Here is an 18341-nt window from a genome sequence, read left to right on the forward strand (position 1 = left end):
CCGACCGAGGAGCGACCATGTCCCAGGACGACCGTCTCCGGCGCCTCCTGCGGGAGACCGCCGCACAACTCCAACACGCCCGGCGACTGCTCACCGACGCCCGGGCCCGCCCGCTGGAACCCGTGGCGATCGTCGGCATGTCCTGCCGCTACCCCGGCGGCGCCGACTCGCCGGAACTGCTGTGGGAACTGGTCACCGACGGCACCGACGCCATCTCCGCGTTCCCCGCCGACCGCGGCTGGCAGCCACCTGGCACCGGACCCGACCAGGGCGGATTCCTCCACGAAGCGAGCGGGTTCGACCCGGAGTTCTTCAGCATCTCGCCGAAGGAGGCGGCCGGGATGGACCCCCAGCAGCGACTGCTGCTGGAGATCGCGTGGGAGGCCGTCGAGCGGGCCGGGATCGATCCCTCGACCCTGCGTGGCAGCCGCACCGACGTGCTGGTCGGCGGCGCCTTCACCGGCTACGTGCCCAGCACCATGGGCACCTCCGACGGGTCGGAGGGCGACGCGGTCACCGGCAGTTCGACCTCCATGCTGTCCGGCCGGATCTCCTACACCCTCGGGCTGGCCGGCTCCGCCGTCACCCTGGACACCGCCTGCTCCTCCTCGCTCGTCGCCCTGCACCTCGGCGTCCGCTCACTGCGGGAGCACGAGTGCGACCTCGCGCTGGTCGGCGGAGTCACCGTGATGGGATCGCCGACGCCGATCGCCGAGTTCGCCCGGCAGGGTGGTCTGGCGCCGGACGGCCGGTCCAAGGCGTTCGCCGACACCGCCGACGGCATCGGCTGGAGCGAGGGCGCCGGCCTGCTGCTGATCGAGCGGCTCTCCGACGCCCAGCGGCACGGACACCCGGTGCTGGCCGTGGTACGGGGCAGCGCCACCAACCAGGACGGCGACTCCAACGGCATCACCGCGCCCAGCGGTGCAGCGCAGCGTGCCGTGATCGAGCAGGCGTTGGCCGGCGCGGGCCTGTCGCCGGCGGACGTGGACGCGGTCGAGGCCCACGGCACCGGGACCAGCCTCGGCGACCCCATCGAGGCCCGCGCGCTGCTGGCCGCCTACGGACAGCACCGGCCGGCCGGACGGCCGCTGTACCTGGGATCGGTGAAGTCCAACCTCGGACACACCCAGGCGGCGGCAGGCCTGGCCGGGGTGATCAAGATGGTGCAGGCGATGCGGCACGGCGTACTGCCCCGTACCCTGCACGTCGAAGAGCCGTCGTCCCATGTCGACTGGACGGCCGGTGCGGTGGAGCTGCTGCGCGAACAACGGAAATGGCCCGAGACCGGCAGGCCCAGGCGGACCGCGGTGTCCTCGTTCGGCATCAGCGGCACCAACGCACACGTCGTCCTCGAGGAAGCGCCCGCGACGGACGAGACCGACACCGGGACGACCGCGACCACCACGGACGGGGAATCCCCCGGCCCTTCGCCGCTGCCGTGGGTCGTCGTGTCGGCGAAGAGCGAGCCCGCGCTGCGCGCGCAGGCGGCGAAGCTGTACGACCACCTGGACCGGCGCCCGGGAGTGACCGTCCCCGACGTGGCCCGTGCGCTGGTCACCAGCAGGTCGCTGTTCGACCACAGGGCCGTGGTCACCGCCCACGACCGGGCTGAACTCCTGGCGGGCCTGCGCTCGTTGTCCCAGGGGACGCCCGCCGGCCGGGTGGTGACCGGCGTGGCCGGACGAGCCCGGACGGCGGCACTGTTCACCGGGCAGGGCTCGCAGCGGCCCGGCATGGGGCGTGAGCTGTACGAACGGTTCCCCGTGTTCGCCGAGACGTTCGACGCGCTGTGCGACCGGTTCGAGACGCTCCTGCCCACCCCGCTGCGCGAGATCGTCTTCGCCGAACCCGGCACCCCCGAGGCCACCACGCTCGACCTCAGCGGCTTCGCGCAGCCCGCCCTCTTCGCCGTGGAGGTGGCGCTGTACCGGCTGTACGAGTCGTTCGGCCGGACCGCGGACTTCGTGGTCGGGCATTCGCTCGGCGAGCTCTCCGCCGCCCACGTGGCCGGCGTACTGTCCTTGCCGGATGCGGCGCGGTTGGTCGCGGCGCGCGGTTCGCTGATGCAGGAACTGCCGGGCCGCGGCGTCATGAGCGCGGTGCGCGCGGGCGAGCCCGACGTGCTGGCGGTGCTGACCGACCTGGACCGGCCCGTGGACATCGCCGCCGTGAACGGACCCGACGCGGTGGTGGTGTCCGGCACGGAGGGCGACGTGGCCCTCGTGGAGCACGCCGCGTCCGCCCGGGGCTGGAAGACCACACGGCTCGCCGTGACGCACGCCTTCCACTCGTCGCTGATGGACCCCATGCTCGACCGGTATGCCGAGGTGCTGGCCGGGGTGTCCTTCGGCGAGCCGGTCACCGGGTTCGTGTCCACCACCTGGGGCCGTGTGGTGTCCGGCGCGGAGCTGGGCAGGCCGGAGTACTGGCTCGACAACGTGCGCCGTACGGTGCGGTTCGCCGACGCGGTGCGCGCACTCGACGCGACAGGTGTCGACACCTACCTGGAGATCGGCCCGGACGCGGTGCTGTCGTCGCTGGCGCAGGACTGCGTCCCGGACCCTCGGCGCGCCGCCTTCGTGGCCACGCAGCGCCGGGACGAGGGGCAGGCGGAGACGTTCACGCGGGCGCTGGCCCGGCTGATCGTGCGAGGCGGCCCCGCACCGGAGCCCGGTCGGACCGAGGGTGCCCGGCCCCGGCACGTCGAGCTGCCCACGTACGCGTTCCAACGCGAGCGGTACTGGCTCGGCTCGACGCTCCCGTACGCCGCGCCCACCGACGAGGTGCCGGACTGGCACTACGGGATCACCTGGGAGCCGCTGCCGGCCGCGCGTCCGGCCCCGGCCCTCGGCGGCACCTGGCTGCTCGCCGTCCCGCAGGACGGCGCGGGCGGCGATGTCGCCGCCGCCCTCACCACAGCCGGCGCCCACGTGACGCGGCTGACGGTCGCCGACCTCGACCGGGCGGGACTGGCCGACCGCCTCGGTGCGCTGCCCACGCGGCCCACCGGCATCGTGTCCCTGCTCGGCGACGCCACCGAACCCCTCCCGGGACTCACGGCCGTGCCGACGGGCTTGGCCACCACTCTGGTCCTGGCGCAGGCGCTCGGCGACGCGGACCTCACCGCACCCCTGTGGTGCGTCACCACCGGCGCGGCATCGGTGTCCGGGGAAGCGGTCACCGGCCCGGCGGGCGCGGCGGTCGCCGCGTTGGCGAGGGTGGTGGGACTGGAGCACCCCGAACGGTGGGGCGGACTGGTCGACCTGCCCGCCGCACCGGACGCCGCGGCCCTGGCCGCCCTGGCGGATGTGCTCGCCCTCGACCCCGGCGAGGACCAGGTCGCGATCCGGCCGTCGGGCCGTCACGTACGCCGTCTCACCCGCACCCCCGTGTCCGGGGGCCGGCAGCCGTGGCGGCCCACCGGGACGGTACTGATCACGGGCGGCACCGGTGGGCTCGGCAGTCACGTGGCCCGGTCGCTGGCGAAGAGCGGAGCCGAGCACCTGGTCCTGCTCGGCCGACGCGGCCCGAAGGCACCCGGCGCACCGGCACTGCGTGACGAACTGATCGCGCTGGGCGCCCAGGTCGACCTCGTGGCCTGCGACGTGCTCGACCGCGACCGGCTCGCCTCGGTACTGGCCGGACTGCGCGCCGACGGCAGCCCGGTTCGGGCCGTCGTGCACACCGCGGGAGCCGCGCAACCCGCCCTGCCGATCACACGGACCTGCCCCGAGCAACTCGCCGAGGTGATGTCGGCCAAGTCCGCGGGGGCCGTCCTGCTCGACGAACTGACCGCCGAGGACGACCTCGACGCCTTCGTCCTGTTCTCGTCGGCCGCCGGGGTGTGGGGGAGCGGCGAGCAGGGCGGCTACTGCGCGGCCAACGCGGTGCTCGACGCCGTGGCGCAACGGCGGCACGCGCGCGGCCGGGCCGCCACCTCGATCGCCTGGGGCGTGTGGGCCGGCCCCGGCATGGCCGAAGGAGCCGGCGACCGCTACGCCGTCCGGGGCCTGCGGCCGATGGACCCCGAACTGGCGGTACGCGCACTGCACCGGGCCGTGGCGAGCGGCACTCCGGCCCCGGTCGTCGCCGACGTGGACTGGGCGCGGTTCGCCACCGGTTACACCGCGGCCCGGCCCCGCCCGCTGATCACCGGCCTGGTCCCGCGACCCGCCCCCACCGCCCCCGCCGTCCGGTCCGACCTGCGCGCCAGACTGGCCGGACAGAGCGGCCAGGAACAGCGGGACACACTGCTCGACATCGTGCGCCGGGAGGTCGCCGCGGAACTCGGGCACGGTTCGGCCGACGCGATCGGGCCCGAACGGGCCTTGCGTGAACTGGGCTTCGACTCGTTGCGTGCGGTCGGACTGCGCAACCGGCTGACCGAGGTGACCGACCACCCGCTGCCCACCGGCCTGATCTACGACCACGAGACGCCGGCCGCGCTCGCCGAGCACCTGGCCACGCTGCTGCGCGAGGAAACGCTGACCGGCCCGGACACCGGGAGCGAGGAGGGCGGCGAACTGCACGCGCTGTACCGCAGGTTGGCCCTGTCGGGAAAGATGCAGGCCATCGAGTCGCTGTGCGTCGGGGCCGCGGGCCTGCGGGAGACCTATGACGACCCTGCCGACTTCCATCCGGCAGCCCGCCTCGTACACATGGCCCGCGGCGGCCACGGACCAACCCTGTTCGCCTTCCCGCCGTTCGCCCCCGTAGAGCCGGCCATCCAGTTCGCCCGGCTGGCCCACTACTTCCAGGGCCGCACCGACCTCGCGGTGGTCCCGATACCGGGCTACCGGGCCGGTGAACCGCTGGCGGCCACGGTCGACGCCCTCGTCGGGGTGCTCGTCCGGCAGGTGCTGCACGCCCGTGGTGACGCGCCGGTCGTCATCCTCGGCTACTCGTCCGGTGGCTGGCTCGCCCACGCCGTGACCGAGCAACTGGAAGCCGCCGGCGTCCGGCCCTCCGCCCTGGTACTGCTCGACACCTATTTACCCGACGGCATGTCCCCGGCGTTGCGCCGCGCCATGAACTACGAACTGGTGGTGCGCCGGGAGACCTTCGCCCGGCCCGACGCGACCGCCATCACCGCGTACGGCAGCTACCGGCGCCTGTTCCGTGACTGGCAGCCGGGCCCGGTCGCCGCACGGACCTTGTTCCTGCGGCCGCGGGACTGCGTCCCCGGCGCGCCGGACGAGCCCGCCGTCACCGACTGGCGCTCCTCCTGGCCGCCCGGTCACGAGGCCGGTGAGGTCCCCGGCGACCACTGCACGATGGTCGGTGATCACTCCGACACCACGGCAGCGGCGGTGTGGTCCTGGCTGTCCGCGCTCCAGCACAACGACAAGTACAACGGCAAGCAGAACAGCAACACGAGGAGGACTCCGTGAGCGAGACCGGTTGGCTGCAGCCAGGCGAGACGTCCCAGCTCGACCCCCGGACCCTGATCGAGCGGGCCGCCGTCACCGATGTCGTCGTCGCGGCGGGGCTGCTCTTCGACTCAGGCGAGTTCGAGACGCTCGGCACTCTGTACACGGCGGACGCGCTCTTCGAGATGATCCCCGCACCCGAGGGATTTCCCGCCACGATCTCCACCAGCAAGCAGATCACCGACGGGCTGGCCCAGCTTCGGCGGATCAACCGGGAGACGGAGGGCGTCCACTCGCGGCACGTCACCTCCAATCTGCTGGTCACCAGGCTGGGCGCGGACACGGCCGAGGTGTACTCGATCTTCACCGTCACCGGCCTCTACAGCGACGGCCGGCTCGGACTGCGCCGGCTGGGTAACTACGTCGACCTGCTGCGCCGCGAGGGGACGGCGTGGCGGATCGCGCACCGGCGGTTGTACATGCAGGAGCCGCCGCCGGTACAGCCCGTCGCCGCGACCGGTGACCGGGACTCCGGCGCTGACGGACCGGTTTCCGAGCGAGGCCAGGAGCCGGTGGCATGAAGACGACGAACGATCCGGACGCCACCGGCGAACCCATCGCCGTGGTGGGCATGTCGTGCAGACTGCCGAAAGCCGCCACGCCCGACCAGTACTGGCAGCTGCTGCGCGACGGCAGGGACGCGGTGGGGGAGGCGCCCCCGGACCGCTGGGCCGGCACCGCGCTGCCCCACCGCTTCGGCGCCTTCCTCGACGACATCGCCGGCTTCGACGCGGGGTTCTTCGGTGTCTCCCCGCGTGAGGCCGCAGCGATGGACCCTCAGCAGCGTCTGCTCCTGGAACTGAGCTGGGAGGCACTGGAACACGCACGCATCGTGCCGGCACGGCTGCGCGGCACCGCTACGGGCGTGTACGTCGGCGCGATGTGGGACGACTACGCGACCGTGCTGCTCCAGGCAGGTACGGACGCGATCGACCAGCACACGATGGCGGGCACCGGCCGGGGCGTCATGGCCAACCGCGTCTCGCACGCGCTCGGGCTGCGCGGCCCCAGCATGACCGTGGACACCGCCCAGTCGTCCTCGCTGGTCGCCGTGCACCTCGCGTGCGAGAGCCTGCGCCGGGGCGAGTCCACCACCGCCCTCGCCGGCGGCGTGAACCTCAACATCCTCGCCGAGACCACTCTTGGAGCGGCCAGGTTCGGCGGACTGTCGCCCAGTGGCCGCTGCTTCACCTTCGACGCGCGGGCCGACGGCTATGCGCGCGGTGAGGGCGGCGCGCTGCTGGTGCTCAAGACGCTGTCCGACGCCCTCGCCGACGGCGACGAGATCCACAGCGTCATCCTCGGCGGCGCCGTCAACAACGACGGCGGCGACACCCGGCTCACCGTGCCCAGCGCGGCGGCCCAGCGGCAGGTCCTCGAAGAGGCGCACCGGCAGGCGGGCGTCGACCCTTCGGACATCCAGTACGTCGAACTGCACGGCACCGGCACCAAGGTGGGCGACCCCGTCGAGGCGCGGGCGCTCGGGGCGGCGCTCGGCGCGCACCGCCCGCCCGACCAGCCGCTGCCGGTGGGCTCGGCCAAGACCAACATCGGCCATCTGGAGGGCGCGGCGGGCATCGCGGGCCTGCTCAAGGTCGTGCTGAGCATCCGGCATCGTCAGCTGCCGCCCAGCCTCCACTTCGAGCGGGCGAACCCGGAGATCCCACTGTCCGAGCTGTGCCTACGGGTGCAGACCGAGCTGGGCGGCTGGCCGTCCGGGCGACGGCTCCTCGCCGGAGTCAGCTCGTTCGGCATGGGCGGCACCAACTGCCACCTCGTGCTCGCCGAACCTCCGGCCCGCGACAGCACACCGCGAAGCCCCTCCGAGGCGGAGGTGCCGTGGCTGGTCTCGGCCCCCGCACCGGACGCCTTGCGTGCCCAGGCGTCCACCCTGCTGTCCTGGCTGGATGCCCACCCCGACGCGGAACCCCGCGCCGTCGGGCTGTCGCTCGCCCTGACCAGGACACACTTCGAGCACCGCGCCGTCGTACGGGGCACGAGCCTCGCGGAGTACCGGAGTGGACTGGCCGACCTCGCGGAGGGCCGGCCGTCGGCCGGCACCGGGACCGACTGGCTGACCGGACTGACCGGTGGCCCGGCCGACTTCACCGACCTCCCCACCTACACCTTCACCCGGCAGCGGCACTGGGTCGGCGAGAAGCCGCCCGAGCCGCGGGCCGCGCCGAAGGACCTGCTGGAGCTGGTCCGCACTCAGGTCGCGATCGAACTGGGCTTCGTCACCGGCGAGTCGATCGACCCGGAGCTGGCCTTCGACGACCTCGGGGTCGACTCCGTCGGCCTGACGGAGATCAGTGCCGGGCTGAGCAGGGCGACCGGTCTGCGCGTGACCTACCGCGCGCTGTTCCGGTATCCGACGCCGACGCTGCTCGCGGGCTTCCTGCGCGAGGAACTGGCCGGCACGCGGCCGCCCGAACCGTTACCCGCGTTCACCCGCCCGGCCGTGGCCCCGGCTCCGCCGGCGGACGCCCCGGTCACTGGTGCCTCGGCCCCGGACGCCCCGGTCGCTGGTGCCTCGGCCCCGGACGCCCCGGTCACCGGTGCCCCGGCCCCGGACGCCCCGGTCACCGGTGCCCCGGCCCCGGACGCGCCGCCCCCTCACGACCCGATCGTGGTCGTGGGCATGGCCTGCCGCTACCCCGGCGGCGTGCGCTCACCCGAGGACCTGTGGCAGCTGGTCGACGAGGGCCGCGACGCCATCACACCGTTCCCCACCGACCGAGGCTGGGACCTCGAGCGGCTGTACGACCTCGACCCCGACACCCCGGGTACCTCCTACACCCGGCACGGCGGCTTTCTGCACGACGCCGACCGGTTCGACGCCGACTTCTTCGGCATCAGCCCACGTGAGGCCGCCGCGATGGATCCGCAGCAGCGCCTGCTGCTGGAGGTGTCCTGGGAAGGCATCGAGCGGACCGGTACGGACCCGACTGCCCTGCGCGGCAGCCGCGTGGGGGTCTTCGTCGGCGCGACCTCCCAGGAGTACGGCCCCCGGCTGCACGCCGCGGACAGCGGTTCCGAGGGCTACCGGCTGACCGGCAGCACGGTCAGCGTCCTGTCCGGCCGGATCGCCTACACGCTCGGCTTGCTCGGCCCGGCCGTCACCGTGGACACCGCGTGCTCCTCGTCGCTGGTGGCCGTGCACCTGGCGACGCAGGCGCTGCGCCAGGGCGAGTGCACCCTGGCTCTCGCCGGCGGGGTCACGGTCATGGCGAATCCGGGTATGTTCGTGGAGTTCAGCCGTCAGCGCGGGCTGGCACCGGACGGCCGCTGCAAGCCCTTCTCGGCGAACGCCGACGGCACCGCGTGGGCCGAGGGCGCGGGCCTTCTGGTCCTCGAACGACTGTCCGACGCGCGGCGGAACGGCCATCGGGTGCACGCCGTCCTGGCCGGCTCGGCGATCAACTCCGACGGCGCGAGCAACGGACTCACCGCGCCCAACGTCGCCGCCCAGGAAAGCCTGATCCGCCAGGCCCTCGCCGCCGCCGGTCTGGCGGCGCACGAGATCGACGCGGTGGAGGCGCACGGCACCGGCACCACCCTCGGCGACCCGATCGAGGCCGAGGCCCTGCTGTCCACCTACGGCCAGGGCCGGCCTGCCGGACGTCCGCTGTGGCTGGGTTCGCTCAAGTCCAACATCGGACACTCCCAGGCCGCGGCCGGTGTCGCCGGCCTGATCAAGATGATCACCGCCATGCGGCACGGATCGCTGCCGAGGACCCTGCACGCGGACGCACCGTCGCCGCACGTGGACTGGTCGACGGGCGACATCGCGCTGCTGCGCGAGGCCGTGCCGTGGCCCTCGTCCGGCAGGCCGCGCCGGGCCGGCGTGTCCTCGTTCGGCATCAGCGGCACCAACGCGCACGTGATCCTCCAGGAGCCGCCCGCCGACGGGCGCCCGCAGCCGCCGCGCCCCGCACCCGGTGCCGTACCCCTCGTGCTGAGCGCCAAGGACGACGACGCCCTGCGAGAGCTGGCGGCGAGGCTGTCAGCGCTCGACGCCGAGCCGGTCGACCTCGCCTTTTCGCTGGCGATCAGCCGCACCGCCTTCCCCCGGCGTGCCGCGATCGTGGCCGAGGACCGGGCGGGACTGCGGGCCGCACTGTCCGCGCTCGCCGAGGACAGGGCCGCGCCGGGAGTGCTGCGGACCAGCGCGAAGAACCCGGGAGGCACGGCGTTCCTGTTCACCGGCCAGGGCAGCCAACGGGTGGGCATGGGAAGCGGACTGTACGTCGCCTACCCGGCCTTCGCCGACGCGCTCGACGAGGTGTGCGCGCTGTTCGATCCGCATCTGGACCGCTCGTTGCGCGAGGTGATGTTCACCGACGGGTCGGGACTGCTCGACCGGACCCGTTACACCCAGGCGGCGTTGTTCGCCCTGGAGGTGGCACTGTTCCGGCTGGTCGAGCACTGGGGCCTGCGACCGGACCACCTGCTGGGGCACTCGGTCGGCGGGATCGTCGCCGCCCATGTGGGCGGAGCCCTGTCGCTGCCGGACGCGGTCCGGCTGGTGGAGGTGCGCGGACGGCTGATGCAGGCGCTGCCCGCCGGAGGCGCGATGTTCGCCGTACGCGCCCCCGCCGAGGAGGTCGCCACGCTGCTCGACGGCCACGAGGACTCGGTCGGCATCGCCGCGGTCAACGGCCCGAACTCCGTGGTGATCTCGGGCGACGAGGGGCCCGCGCGCCGTATCGCCGAGCAACTGGGCGGGCGGATACGGCGGCTGCGGTCCAGCCATGCCTTCCACTCGCCGCACATGGCCGCCATGCTTGACGACTTCCGCCGGGAGCTCGGCGAGCTCCCGGCCACGGCCCCGCACATCCCCGTCGTCTCCGACCTGACCGGTGACCTCGCGACAGCCGAGCAACTGGGATCACCGGACTACTGGGCTCGGCACGTGCGCGAAACCGTCCGGTTCGAGGCGGGCCTGCGCCACCTCGACGCCCAGGGCACGACGGGTTATCTGGAGCTGGGGCCGGACGCGGTACTCGCCGTTCCGGCCGGTGACGCCGGCACGGATGCCACCGCCGTCGCCGTCCCCGCGCTCCGGCACGACTGGCCCGAGACGGAGACGCTCGCCATCGCCGTCGCGCACCTCAACGCCCGGGGCGTGCCGGTCGACTGGCCGGCGTACTTCACCGGCCGGGAGCCGCGCCAGGTCGAGTTGCCGACCTATCCCTTCCAGCGCCGGCGGTTCTGGCTCACCGGCGCCGCCGCGGCCGCGGCCGGGCATCCGTGGCTGACCGACGTCACCGAACTGGCCGACGAGCAGGGCTGGCTGGCCACCGGACGACTGTCCGCCCAGGACACTCCGTGGCTGTCGGAACACGTCGTGGCCGGCCGGGAGCTGCTGCCCGCGGTCGCCTTCGCCGAACTCGCCCTGCACGTCGCCGACCGGGTCGGCGCCGGGCACCTCGCCGAACTCACGGTCGAACAACCGCTCATCGTGTCGGAGGCGGACGGCACGGACCTCCAGGTGGTCGTACGGCCGGTGGACCCGTCCGGCCAGTACCCGTTCACCGTGTTCGCCCGGGACAGGCGCGACACCGACTGGACCCGGCACGCCACCGGCGCCCTGCACACCGGCACCGCCGCACCGCAGCTCCCCATGCCCGCACAGTGGCCGCCGGCCGGCGCGGAACCCATGGACCTGACCGACGCCTACCCTCGGCTGGCCGAACTCGGCTACGACTACGGCCCCGGATTCCAGGGCCTGCGCAACGCGTGGCGATCCGGCGCCGAAGTCTACGCCGAGGTCGAACTGGCCGCCGACCCCGGCCGGTTCGATCTGCACCCCGCCTTGCTCGACCCCTGTCTGCACCCCGTGGTGCTCGGACTGCTCGGCCGGGCCCGGACCGGTCTGCTGCCCTTCTCCTTCACCGGCGTGACCCGGTACGCCGTAGGCGCGTCAGCGGTGCGCGTCCGGCTCACCACGACCGGCGACGACACCGTGGCGCTGACCGTCTCCGACACCGCCGGGAACCCGGTTCTGGCCGTGACGTCGCTGACGCTGCTGGCCATGGACACGAGCGTGTCCGACGCCCTGCACACCGTCGAGTGGGTGCCCCACGCCACGGACGGCACGGACACCTCCGCCGGGGTCCGGACACCAGTGATCGCGGAGACGACCCTGTCCGCCGGTATCGACGCCGGCATCCCCGCCGCGGACGTCCTGCTCGTGGACTGCACGTCCGAGCAGCCCTCGCCCGACGTGGTCGGCCGGGCGCACGCCCTGACGGCCGGACTGACCGCCCTGATCCAGGACTGGCTGGCGCAGGAACGGTTCGCGGGTACGAGACTGGCGGTGCTCACCGGCGGCGCGGTCGCCGTGTCGGACGACACGGAGATCGAGGATCCGTCGGGCGCGGCGGTCTGGGGCCTGGTACGCACGGCCCGGCTCGAACATCCGGGACGGTTCCTGCTCATCGACACGCAGCCGGGTGACCGGGCGGACGTCCGTGCAGTGCTGACCCGGGCCGCCGACGAGCCGGAGTCTGCGCTGCGCGACGGCCGGCTCTTCGTGCCACGCGTTCGCCGGCTCCGCCCCGCCGGTGACGAGGCACGGACCCTGAGTGGCACCGTCCTGATCACCGGCGGGACCGGCGCCCTCGGCGGCCTCCTGGCCCGGCACCTCGTCACCGCGCACGGGGTGCGCGACCTCGTCCTGGCCGGCCGCAGCGGCCGCAACTCGCCCGGCGCGGCCGAACTGGAAGCCGAGCTGACCGGGTCGGGCGCCACCGTGACGGTCGCGGCGTGCGACGCGGCGGACCCGGACGCGCTGGCGGAGCTGCTCGCGACACTGCCCGACCTGGACGCCGTCGTCCACGCGGCCGGTGTGCTGGACGATGCCGTCCTCACATCGATCACCCCGGAGCAGATCGACACCGTACTGCGCCCCAAGGTGGACGCCGTCGTACACCTGGACCGGCTGACCCGCGACCGCGGTCTGTCCGCGTTCGTCGTGTTCTCCTCCGCGGTCGCCGCGCTCGGCAACCCCGGACAGGCGGTCTACGCCGCGGCCAACGCGTTCCTGGACGCCTTCGCCCGGCACCGCAGGGCTCAGGGCAGGCCGGCGCTGTCCCTGGGCTGGGGACTGTGGGCCGACGGCCTCGGCATGGCAGGGCATCTGAGCGCGGCCGAGGAAACCCGTGTGCGACGCGGCGGGCTGGGGGTGATCACCGCTGAGGAAGGACTCGCGCTGTTCGACGCGGCCCTGTCCGGCGGGCACACCCATGTGCTGCCTGCCAGGCTCACCCGCCGTCACCCCGCACGGTCCACGCCCGTACCGGGCGACGGCCTGCCCGGTCTGTTCGCCCGCCCCGAGCCCGAGCGCGCCCGTGCCGTACTCGACTTCGTCCGCACGGAGGTCGCGGCCCTGCTCGGCCACCCCGATCCGGGGACCCTCGACCCGGACCGCTCCTTCAAGGACCTCGGGTTCGACTCCCTCACCGGCGTCGATTTCCGCAACCGGCTGCACACCGTCACCGGGCTCAGGCTTCCCGCCACCGTCGTGTTCGAGCACCCGACCCCCAGCGCGCTGGCGGGCCACCTGCTGGACGAGATCACCGGAACCGGGTCCGCCGCCGGCGAGCCGGACCGCACCCTCGTGGCCACCGCCACCGCCACCGCCACCGCCACCGACGACGATCCGATCGTCATCGTCGGTATGGCCTGCCGCTATCCAGGCGGTGTGCGCTCCCCGGAGGACCTGTGGCGACTGGTCGTCGAGGGCACCGACGCGGTCTCCGGCTTCCCCGCCGACCGGGGATGGGACCTCGCGGCGCTCCACGACGAGGACCCGACGAAGCCCGGCACCAGCCATACCCGCCACGGCGGTTTCCTCCACGACGCGGCTGACTTCGACGCCTCCTTCTTCGGCATCGGGCCACGGGAGGCACTGGCCACCGACCCACAGCAGCGCCTCCTGCTGGAGACGGCGTGGGAGGGCCTGGAGCACGCCGGGATCGTCCCGGCCTCCCTGCGGGGCAGCGACACGGGTGTCTTCACCGGGGTCATGTACCACGACTACGCGGGCAGACTGCTGTCCGCTCCCGACGACCTGGAAGGCCATCTGCTGATCGGCAACCAGGCGAGCGTCGCCTCCGGACGGGTGGCGTACGTGCTCGGCTGCGAGGGGCCCGCGGTCACCGTGGACACGGCGTGTTCCTCGTCGTTGGTCGCGCTGCATCTGGCCGCGCAGGCGCTGCGGTCCGGTGAGTGCTCACTGGCTCTGGCGGGAGGTGTGGCCGTGATGGCCACGCCACACACGTTCATCGAGTTCAGCAGGCAGGGCGCGCTGTCCCCGGACGGCCGGTGCAAGTCCTACGCCGACGCCGCCGACGGCACCGGCTGGTCCGAGGGTGTCGGCATGCTGGTGGTGGAACGGCTGTCCGACGCCCGGCGGAACGGACATCGGGTCCTCGCCGTGCTCCGTGGCTCCGCCGTCAACCAGGACGGCGCGTCCAACGGGCTGACCGCGCCGAACGGCATGGCCCAGCAACGGGTGATCCGGCGGGCGCTGGCCGACGCGGGTCTCACACCGCCCGACGTGGACGCCGTGGAAGGACACGGCACCGGAACCCGGCTCGGTGACCCGGTTGAGGTACAGGCGCTGCTGGCCACCTACGGCCGACGACGGCCGGCGGACCGCCCGCTGTGGCTCGGCTCGGTGAAGTCCAACCTCGGCCACACCCAGGCCGCCGCCGGCGTGGCGGGCGTCATCAAGATGGTGCAGGCGATGCGGTACGGCGTACTGCCGCGCACCCTCCATGTCGACCGGCCGACGTCCCAGGCCGAATGGTCGACCGGATCGCTGCGCCTGCTCACCGAGCCACAGCCCTGGCCGGGCACCGACCGGCCACGGCGCGCGGCGGTGTCCTCGTTCGGCGTGAGCGGAACCAACGCGCACGTCGTTCTCGAAGCCCCGCAGCCCGCCGACACCCCCGCGCCGGCCGGCCGGGACGAGAGGGCACCGGTGCCGTGGGCGCTCTCCGCCAAGTCCCCCGGGGCACTGCGCGCACAGGCCGCCAGGCTGCTGGACGCCGTCGACGAACGGGACGTCGCGGACGTCGCCCTGTCGCTGGCGACCACCCGCACGGTGTTCGAGCACCGTGCCGTCGTCGTCGGCGCGGACCGCGCCCGCCTGCGGGCCGGACTGGCGGGCCTGGCCGAGGGACGGGACGTGCCGGGCGTGCTGACCGGCGCGGCCGGCGAGGACCGCCGGGTGGTTTTCGTCTTCCCCGGGCAGGGCGCGGCGTGGGCCGGAATGGCAGCCGAACTGCTCGACGCCTCACCGGTTTTCGCCGACCGGATGGCCGAGTGCGCGACGGCGCTCAGCCAGGTCGTCGACTGGTCCCTGCTCGAGGTCGTCCGGGACGGCTCCGCCCTGGACCGGGTGGATGTGGCCCAGCCGACGCTCTTCGCGGTCATGGTGTCCCTCGCCGAGCTGTGGCGCTCGTACGGAGTGACCCCGGCCGCGGTGGTCGGACACTCCCAGGGCGAGATCGCCGCCGCCTGCGTGGCGGGCGCGCTCTCCCTCGCCGACGCGACGCGGATCGTGGCGGAACGCAGCACCCGCCTGCGCCCGCTGTCCGGCGCGGGCGGGATGCTGTCGGTCGCGCTCCCACCCGACGAGGTGCGGCAGTTGCTGGAGCCCTTCGGCGACGGTCTGTCGATCGCGGCGGTCAACGGCCCGCAGTCGGTGGTCGTCTCCGGAGACCTCGCCTCCCTCGACGAACTCGAACGTGAGCTCTCCCGCCGAGGCAGGCCGGGTCGGCGCGTCCGCGCCACGGACATCGCCTACCACTCGGCACACGTCGAACCCCTCCGGGAGGAACTCGAGACCGCCCTCGCCGCCGTCGCACCCAGGGCGGCCACGGTCCCCTTCCACTCCACCGTCACCGGCCGACGGCACGACACCTCGACCCTCGACGCCGCCTACTGGTACCGCAACCTGCGCGAACCGGTGCGATTCGCGGAGACCGTACGGGATCTGGTCTCCCAGGGGCTGACGCATTTCGTCGAGGTGAGCCCGCACCCGGTGCTGATGCCCGCGGTCCAGGACATCGTGGACGCGGCCGGTGTGCCGGGTGCGGTGATCCCCTCACTGCGACGCGACGACGGCGGGCCGCAGCGGTTCCTGACGTCGCTGGCCGAGGCACAGGTGCGGGGCATACCGGTCGACTGGACCCCGGCGGTCTCCGGCGGGCGCCGGATCGACCTGCCCACCTACGCCTTCCAGCACCGCCGTTACTGGCTGGAGCAGGGCACCGCGCCCACGGCGGACCCGGCCGATCACCCGCTGCTGAGCGGTTGCCTCGTCCTCGCCGACGGCGAGGGCCTGGTGCTGACCGGCGACTGGTCCCGGGCCACGCATCCATGGCTCGCCGATCACACGGTGCTGGGCTCGGTGGTGGTTCCGGGAGCGGCGCTGATGGAGCTGGCGGTGTGGGCGGGCGACCGGGCCGGGTGTGACCTCGTCGAGGAACTGGTCCTCCAGGCGCCCCTGGTGCTGCCGGAGGGCGGCACCAGGGTGCAGGTGCGGGTGGGAGCGGCGGACGGGACCGGACGCCGTGCACTGACCGTGCACTCCCGATCGGCCGACGGGGAATGGCGGCTGCACGCCGAGGGCGCCCTCGCGACCTCCGCCGGCCCGTACCCGGTGGCAGCGCTGTCCTGGCCGCCGGTCGACGCCGAGCCGGTCGAAATGGACGGGCTGTACGAGCGGTTCGCGGACATCGGCCTCGATTACGGGCCGGCCTTCCGGGGCCTGCGCAAGGCGTGGCGGCGCGACGCCGAGCTGTTCGCCGAGGTCGAGCTGCCGCACGGCGTGGAAACGGACGGGTTCGGCGTGCACCCGGCACTGCTGGACGCGGCGCTGCACGTCATCGAACTGGCCGCTGTCGAGAACGGCACGCCGCTCGTGCCGTTCTCCTGGAACGGTTTCCGCCTGCACGCCACCGGCGCCTCGGTCCTCCGCGTCCGGCTGCGCCCCACCGGGACCGGCGGGACGGCGCTGACGGCCGTGGACCGCAGCGGCGCACCGGTGATCTCGGTGGACTCGCTGAGCACCCGACCGCCGGCGGGGGAGCGGCCCGGTTCGCGGGTGGACTCGCTCTACCGCGTGAACTGGGTGGAGCGGACTCCGGCGGTGACGACACCTTCCACCGCGCGGTGGGCGGTCATCGGCGTGAGCGGCGCCCTGCCCGGCGAACCCTTCGCGGACCTCGACGCGGCGGCCGGGGCCGCGCCGGACGTGGTGCTCGCGGTCTGCCCGGCATCCGGGGACGTGGTCACCGGCCTGCACGAATCGGCCCACTGGGTCCTTTCGCTGCTGCGGTCCTGGATCACGGACGAGCGGCTTTCCGGCGCACGGCTCGTGATCGTGACGCGAGGTGTCATGGGGCCCGGTGACAACGTGGCCGCGGCCCCGGTGTGGGGACTTGTCCGCTCCGCCCAGGCCGAACACCCGGACCGGTTCGTACTGGCGGACCTCGACGACCACGAGGCGACAGGCGCCGTTCTACCGGCCGCGCTCGACCTGGGCGAACCCCAACTCGTGATACGGCAGGGAACGGTCAGGGCACCCCGGCTGGAACCGGCGCCCGCGGAAACCGCCGTACCGCCGACGGACCCCGGCGCCACCGCCTCCGGATCGCGGATCGACCCGGGCGGCACCCTCGCCGTACCTCCGATGGACCCTGAGGGCACCATCCTGATCACAGGAGCTCCCGGCGCGCTGGGCAGTCTGGTCGCCCGTCATCTCGTCACCCGGCACGGTGCACGGCACCTGCTGCTGGCGAGCCGGCGCGGCCCGGAGGGCGACAACGCGGCCGCTCTGGAGGCCGAGCTGACCGCCCTGGGCGCCGAGGTCCGCGTCGCGGCGTGCGATGTCTCCGACCGGGCCGCCCTGGCCGCGCTGCTGGCGACGGTGGCGGCGGAGCACCCCCTCGTCGCGGTGGTCCACGCGGCGGGCGTGCTCGACGACGGTGTGATCTCGTCGCTGACCGACGAGCGGATGGACCGGGTGCTGCGGCCGAAAGCGGACGCCGCGTGGTGGCTGCACGAGCTCACCCGCGAGTGCGACCTGTCGGCGTTCATCCTGTTCTCCTCCGTGGTCGGGACACTGGGCAACCCGGGCCAGAGCAGCTACGGGGCGGCGAACGCGTTCCTGGACGCGCTCGCCGAACTGCGTCGCGGCCAGGGGCTGGCGGCCCAGTCGCTCGCGTGGGGCCTGTGGGCCGAAGCCGGCGGGATCACCGAGCGCCTCGACCCGACCGAGCTGCGGCGACGGCTCGCCCGGAGCGGCGTCGCCGCCCTCTCCACCTCGCACGGCCTCGCGCTCTTCGACGCCGGCCTCGGCCGGCCGGACGCCGTACTGGTGACCGCCCGGCTGGACACTGCCGCCGCCCGCCCGGCCGAGAACAGCCCGCTGCTGCGCGGCCTGATACCGGCACCCGCACGGCGCGTGGTGGACGACGACGCGGCCGGGCCGAGCCTGGCGGAACGCCTGGCCGCCCTCCCGCAGGCCGCGCGCGAACGGACGGTGACGGAACTGGTGCAGCGGCAGACGGCTCAGGTGCTCGGCCATGACCGGCCCGACGCCGTCCGCATGGACCAGCCCTTCAACGAGATCGGGTTCGACTCACTCAGCGCGGTCCAGCTGAGGAACAGACTGGGTGCGGCAACCGGGCTGCGCATACCCGCCTCCGTCGTGTTCGACCACCCCACCCCGCTCGCGCTCGCCACCCACCTGCGCGGCGAACTGCTCGGTGGCCGGCCGCCCGGCGAGGAAGTCCCGGCCACGCGAGGCCCCGGCGCGGTGCCGGCGGCCGACGAACCGATCGCGATCATCGGCATGGCGTGCCGGTTCCCGGGCGGTGTGCGATCCCC

At 73.8% G+C, this 18341-nt stretch carries 3 protein-coding genes (1 of these 3 only partly in view); all 3 read left to right on the forward strand.

Features of this window, described 5'->3' with window-relative positions; genetic code table 11:
• The first annotated feature begins 47 nt into the window (after positions 1–47).
• Tightly spaced (each overlapping or abutting the next), the 3 genes in view from RM812_RS18770 to RM812_RS18780 form a layout consistent with a single transcriptional unit that may run on beyond the window.
• Positions 48–5393 carry an SDR family NAD(P)-dependent oxidoreductase gene (locus tag RM812_RS18770; RefSeq protein WP_449657843.1) on the forward strand — a complete coding sequence of 1782 codons (5346 nt, stop codon included), beginning with the start codon at positions 48–50 and terminating at the stop codon, positions 5391–5393.
• Entirely contained in the window at positions 5390–5953 is a 564-nt protein-coding gene (locus tag RM812_RS18775) for a nuclear transport factor 2 family protein (protein WP_311573828.1), read from the forward strand. Before RM812_RS18770 ends, RM812_RS18775 begins: the two co-directional genes overlap by 4 nt.
• On the forward strand, positions 5950–18341 hold the 5' portion of the coding sequence (locus RM812_RS18780; RefSeq protein ID WP_311573830.1) for a type I polyketide synthase. 4681 nt of this gene lie beyond the right edge of the window; 12392 of the gene's 17073 nt are visible here — the first part of the coding sequence; its start codon is at positions 5950–5952; the stop codon falls past the right edge of the window. The genes RM812_RS18775 and RM812_RS18780 overlap by 4 nt, the downstream gene beginning before the upstream one ends.

Origin of the sequence: Streptomyces lancefieldiae, from assembly GCF_031845825.1 — a bacterium.
Classification (GTDB): domain Bacteria; phylum Actinomycetota; class Actinomycetes; order Streptomycetales; family Streptomycetaceae; genus Streptomyces; species Streptomyces lancefieldiae.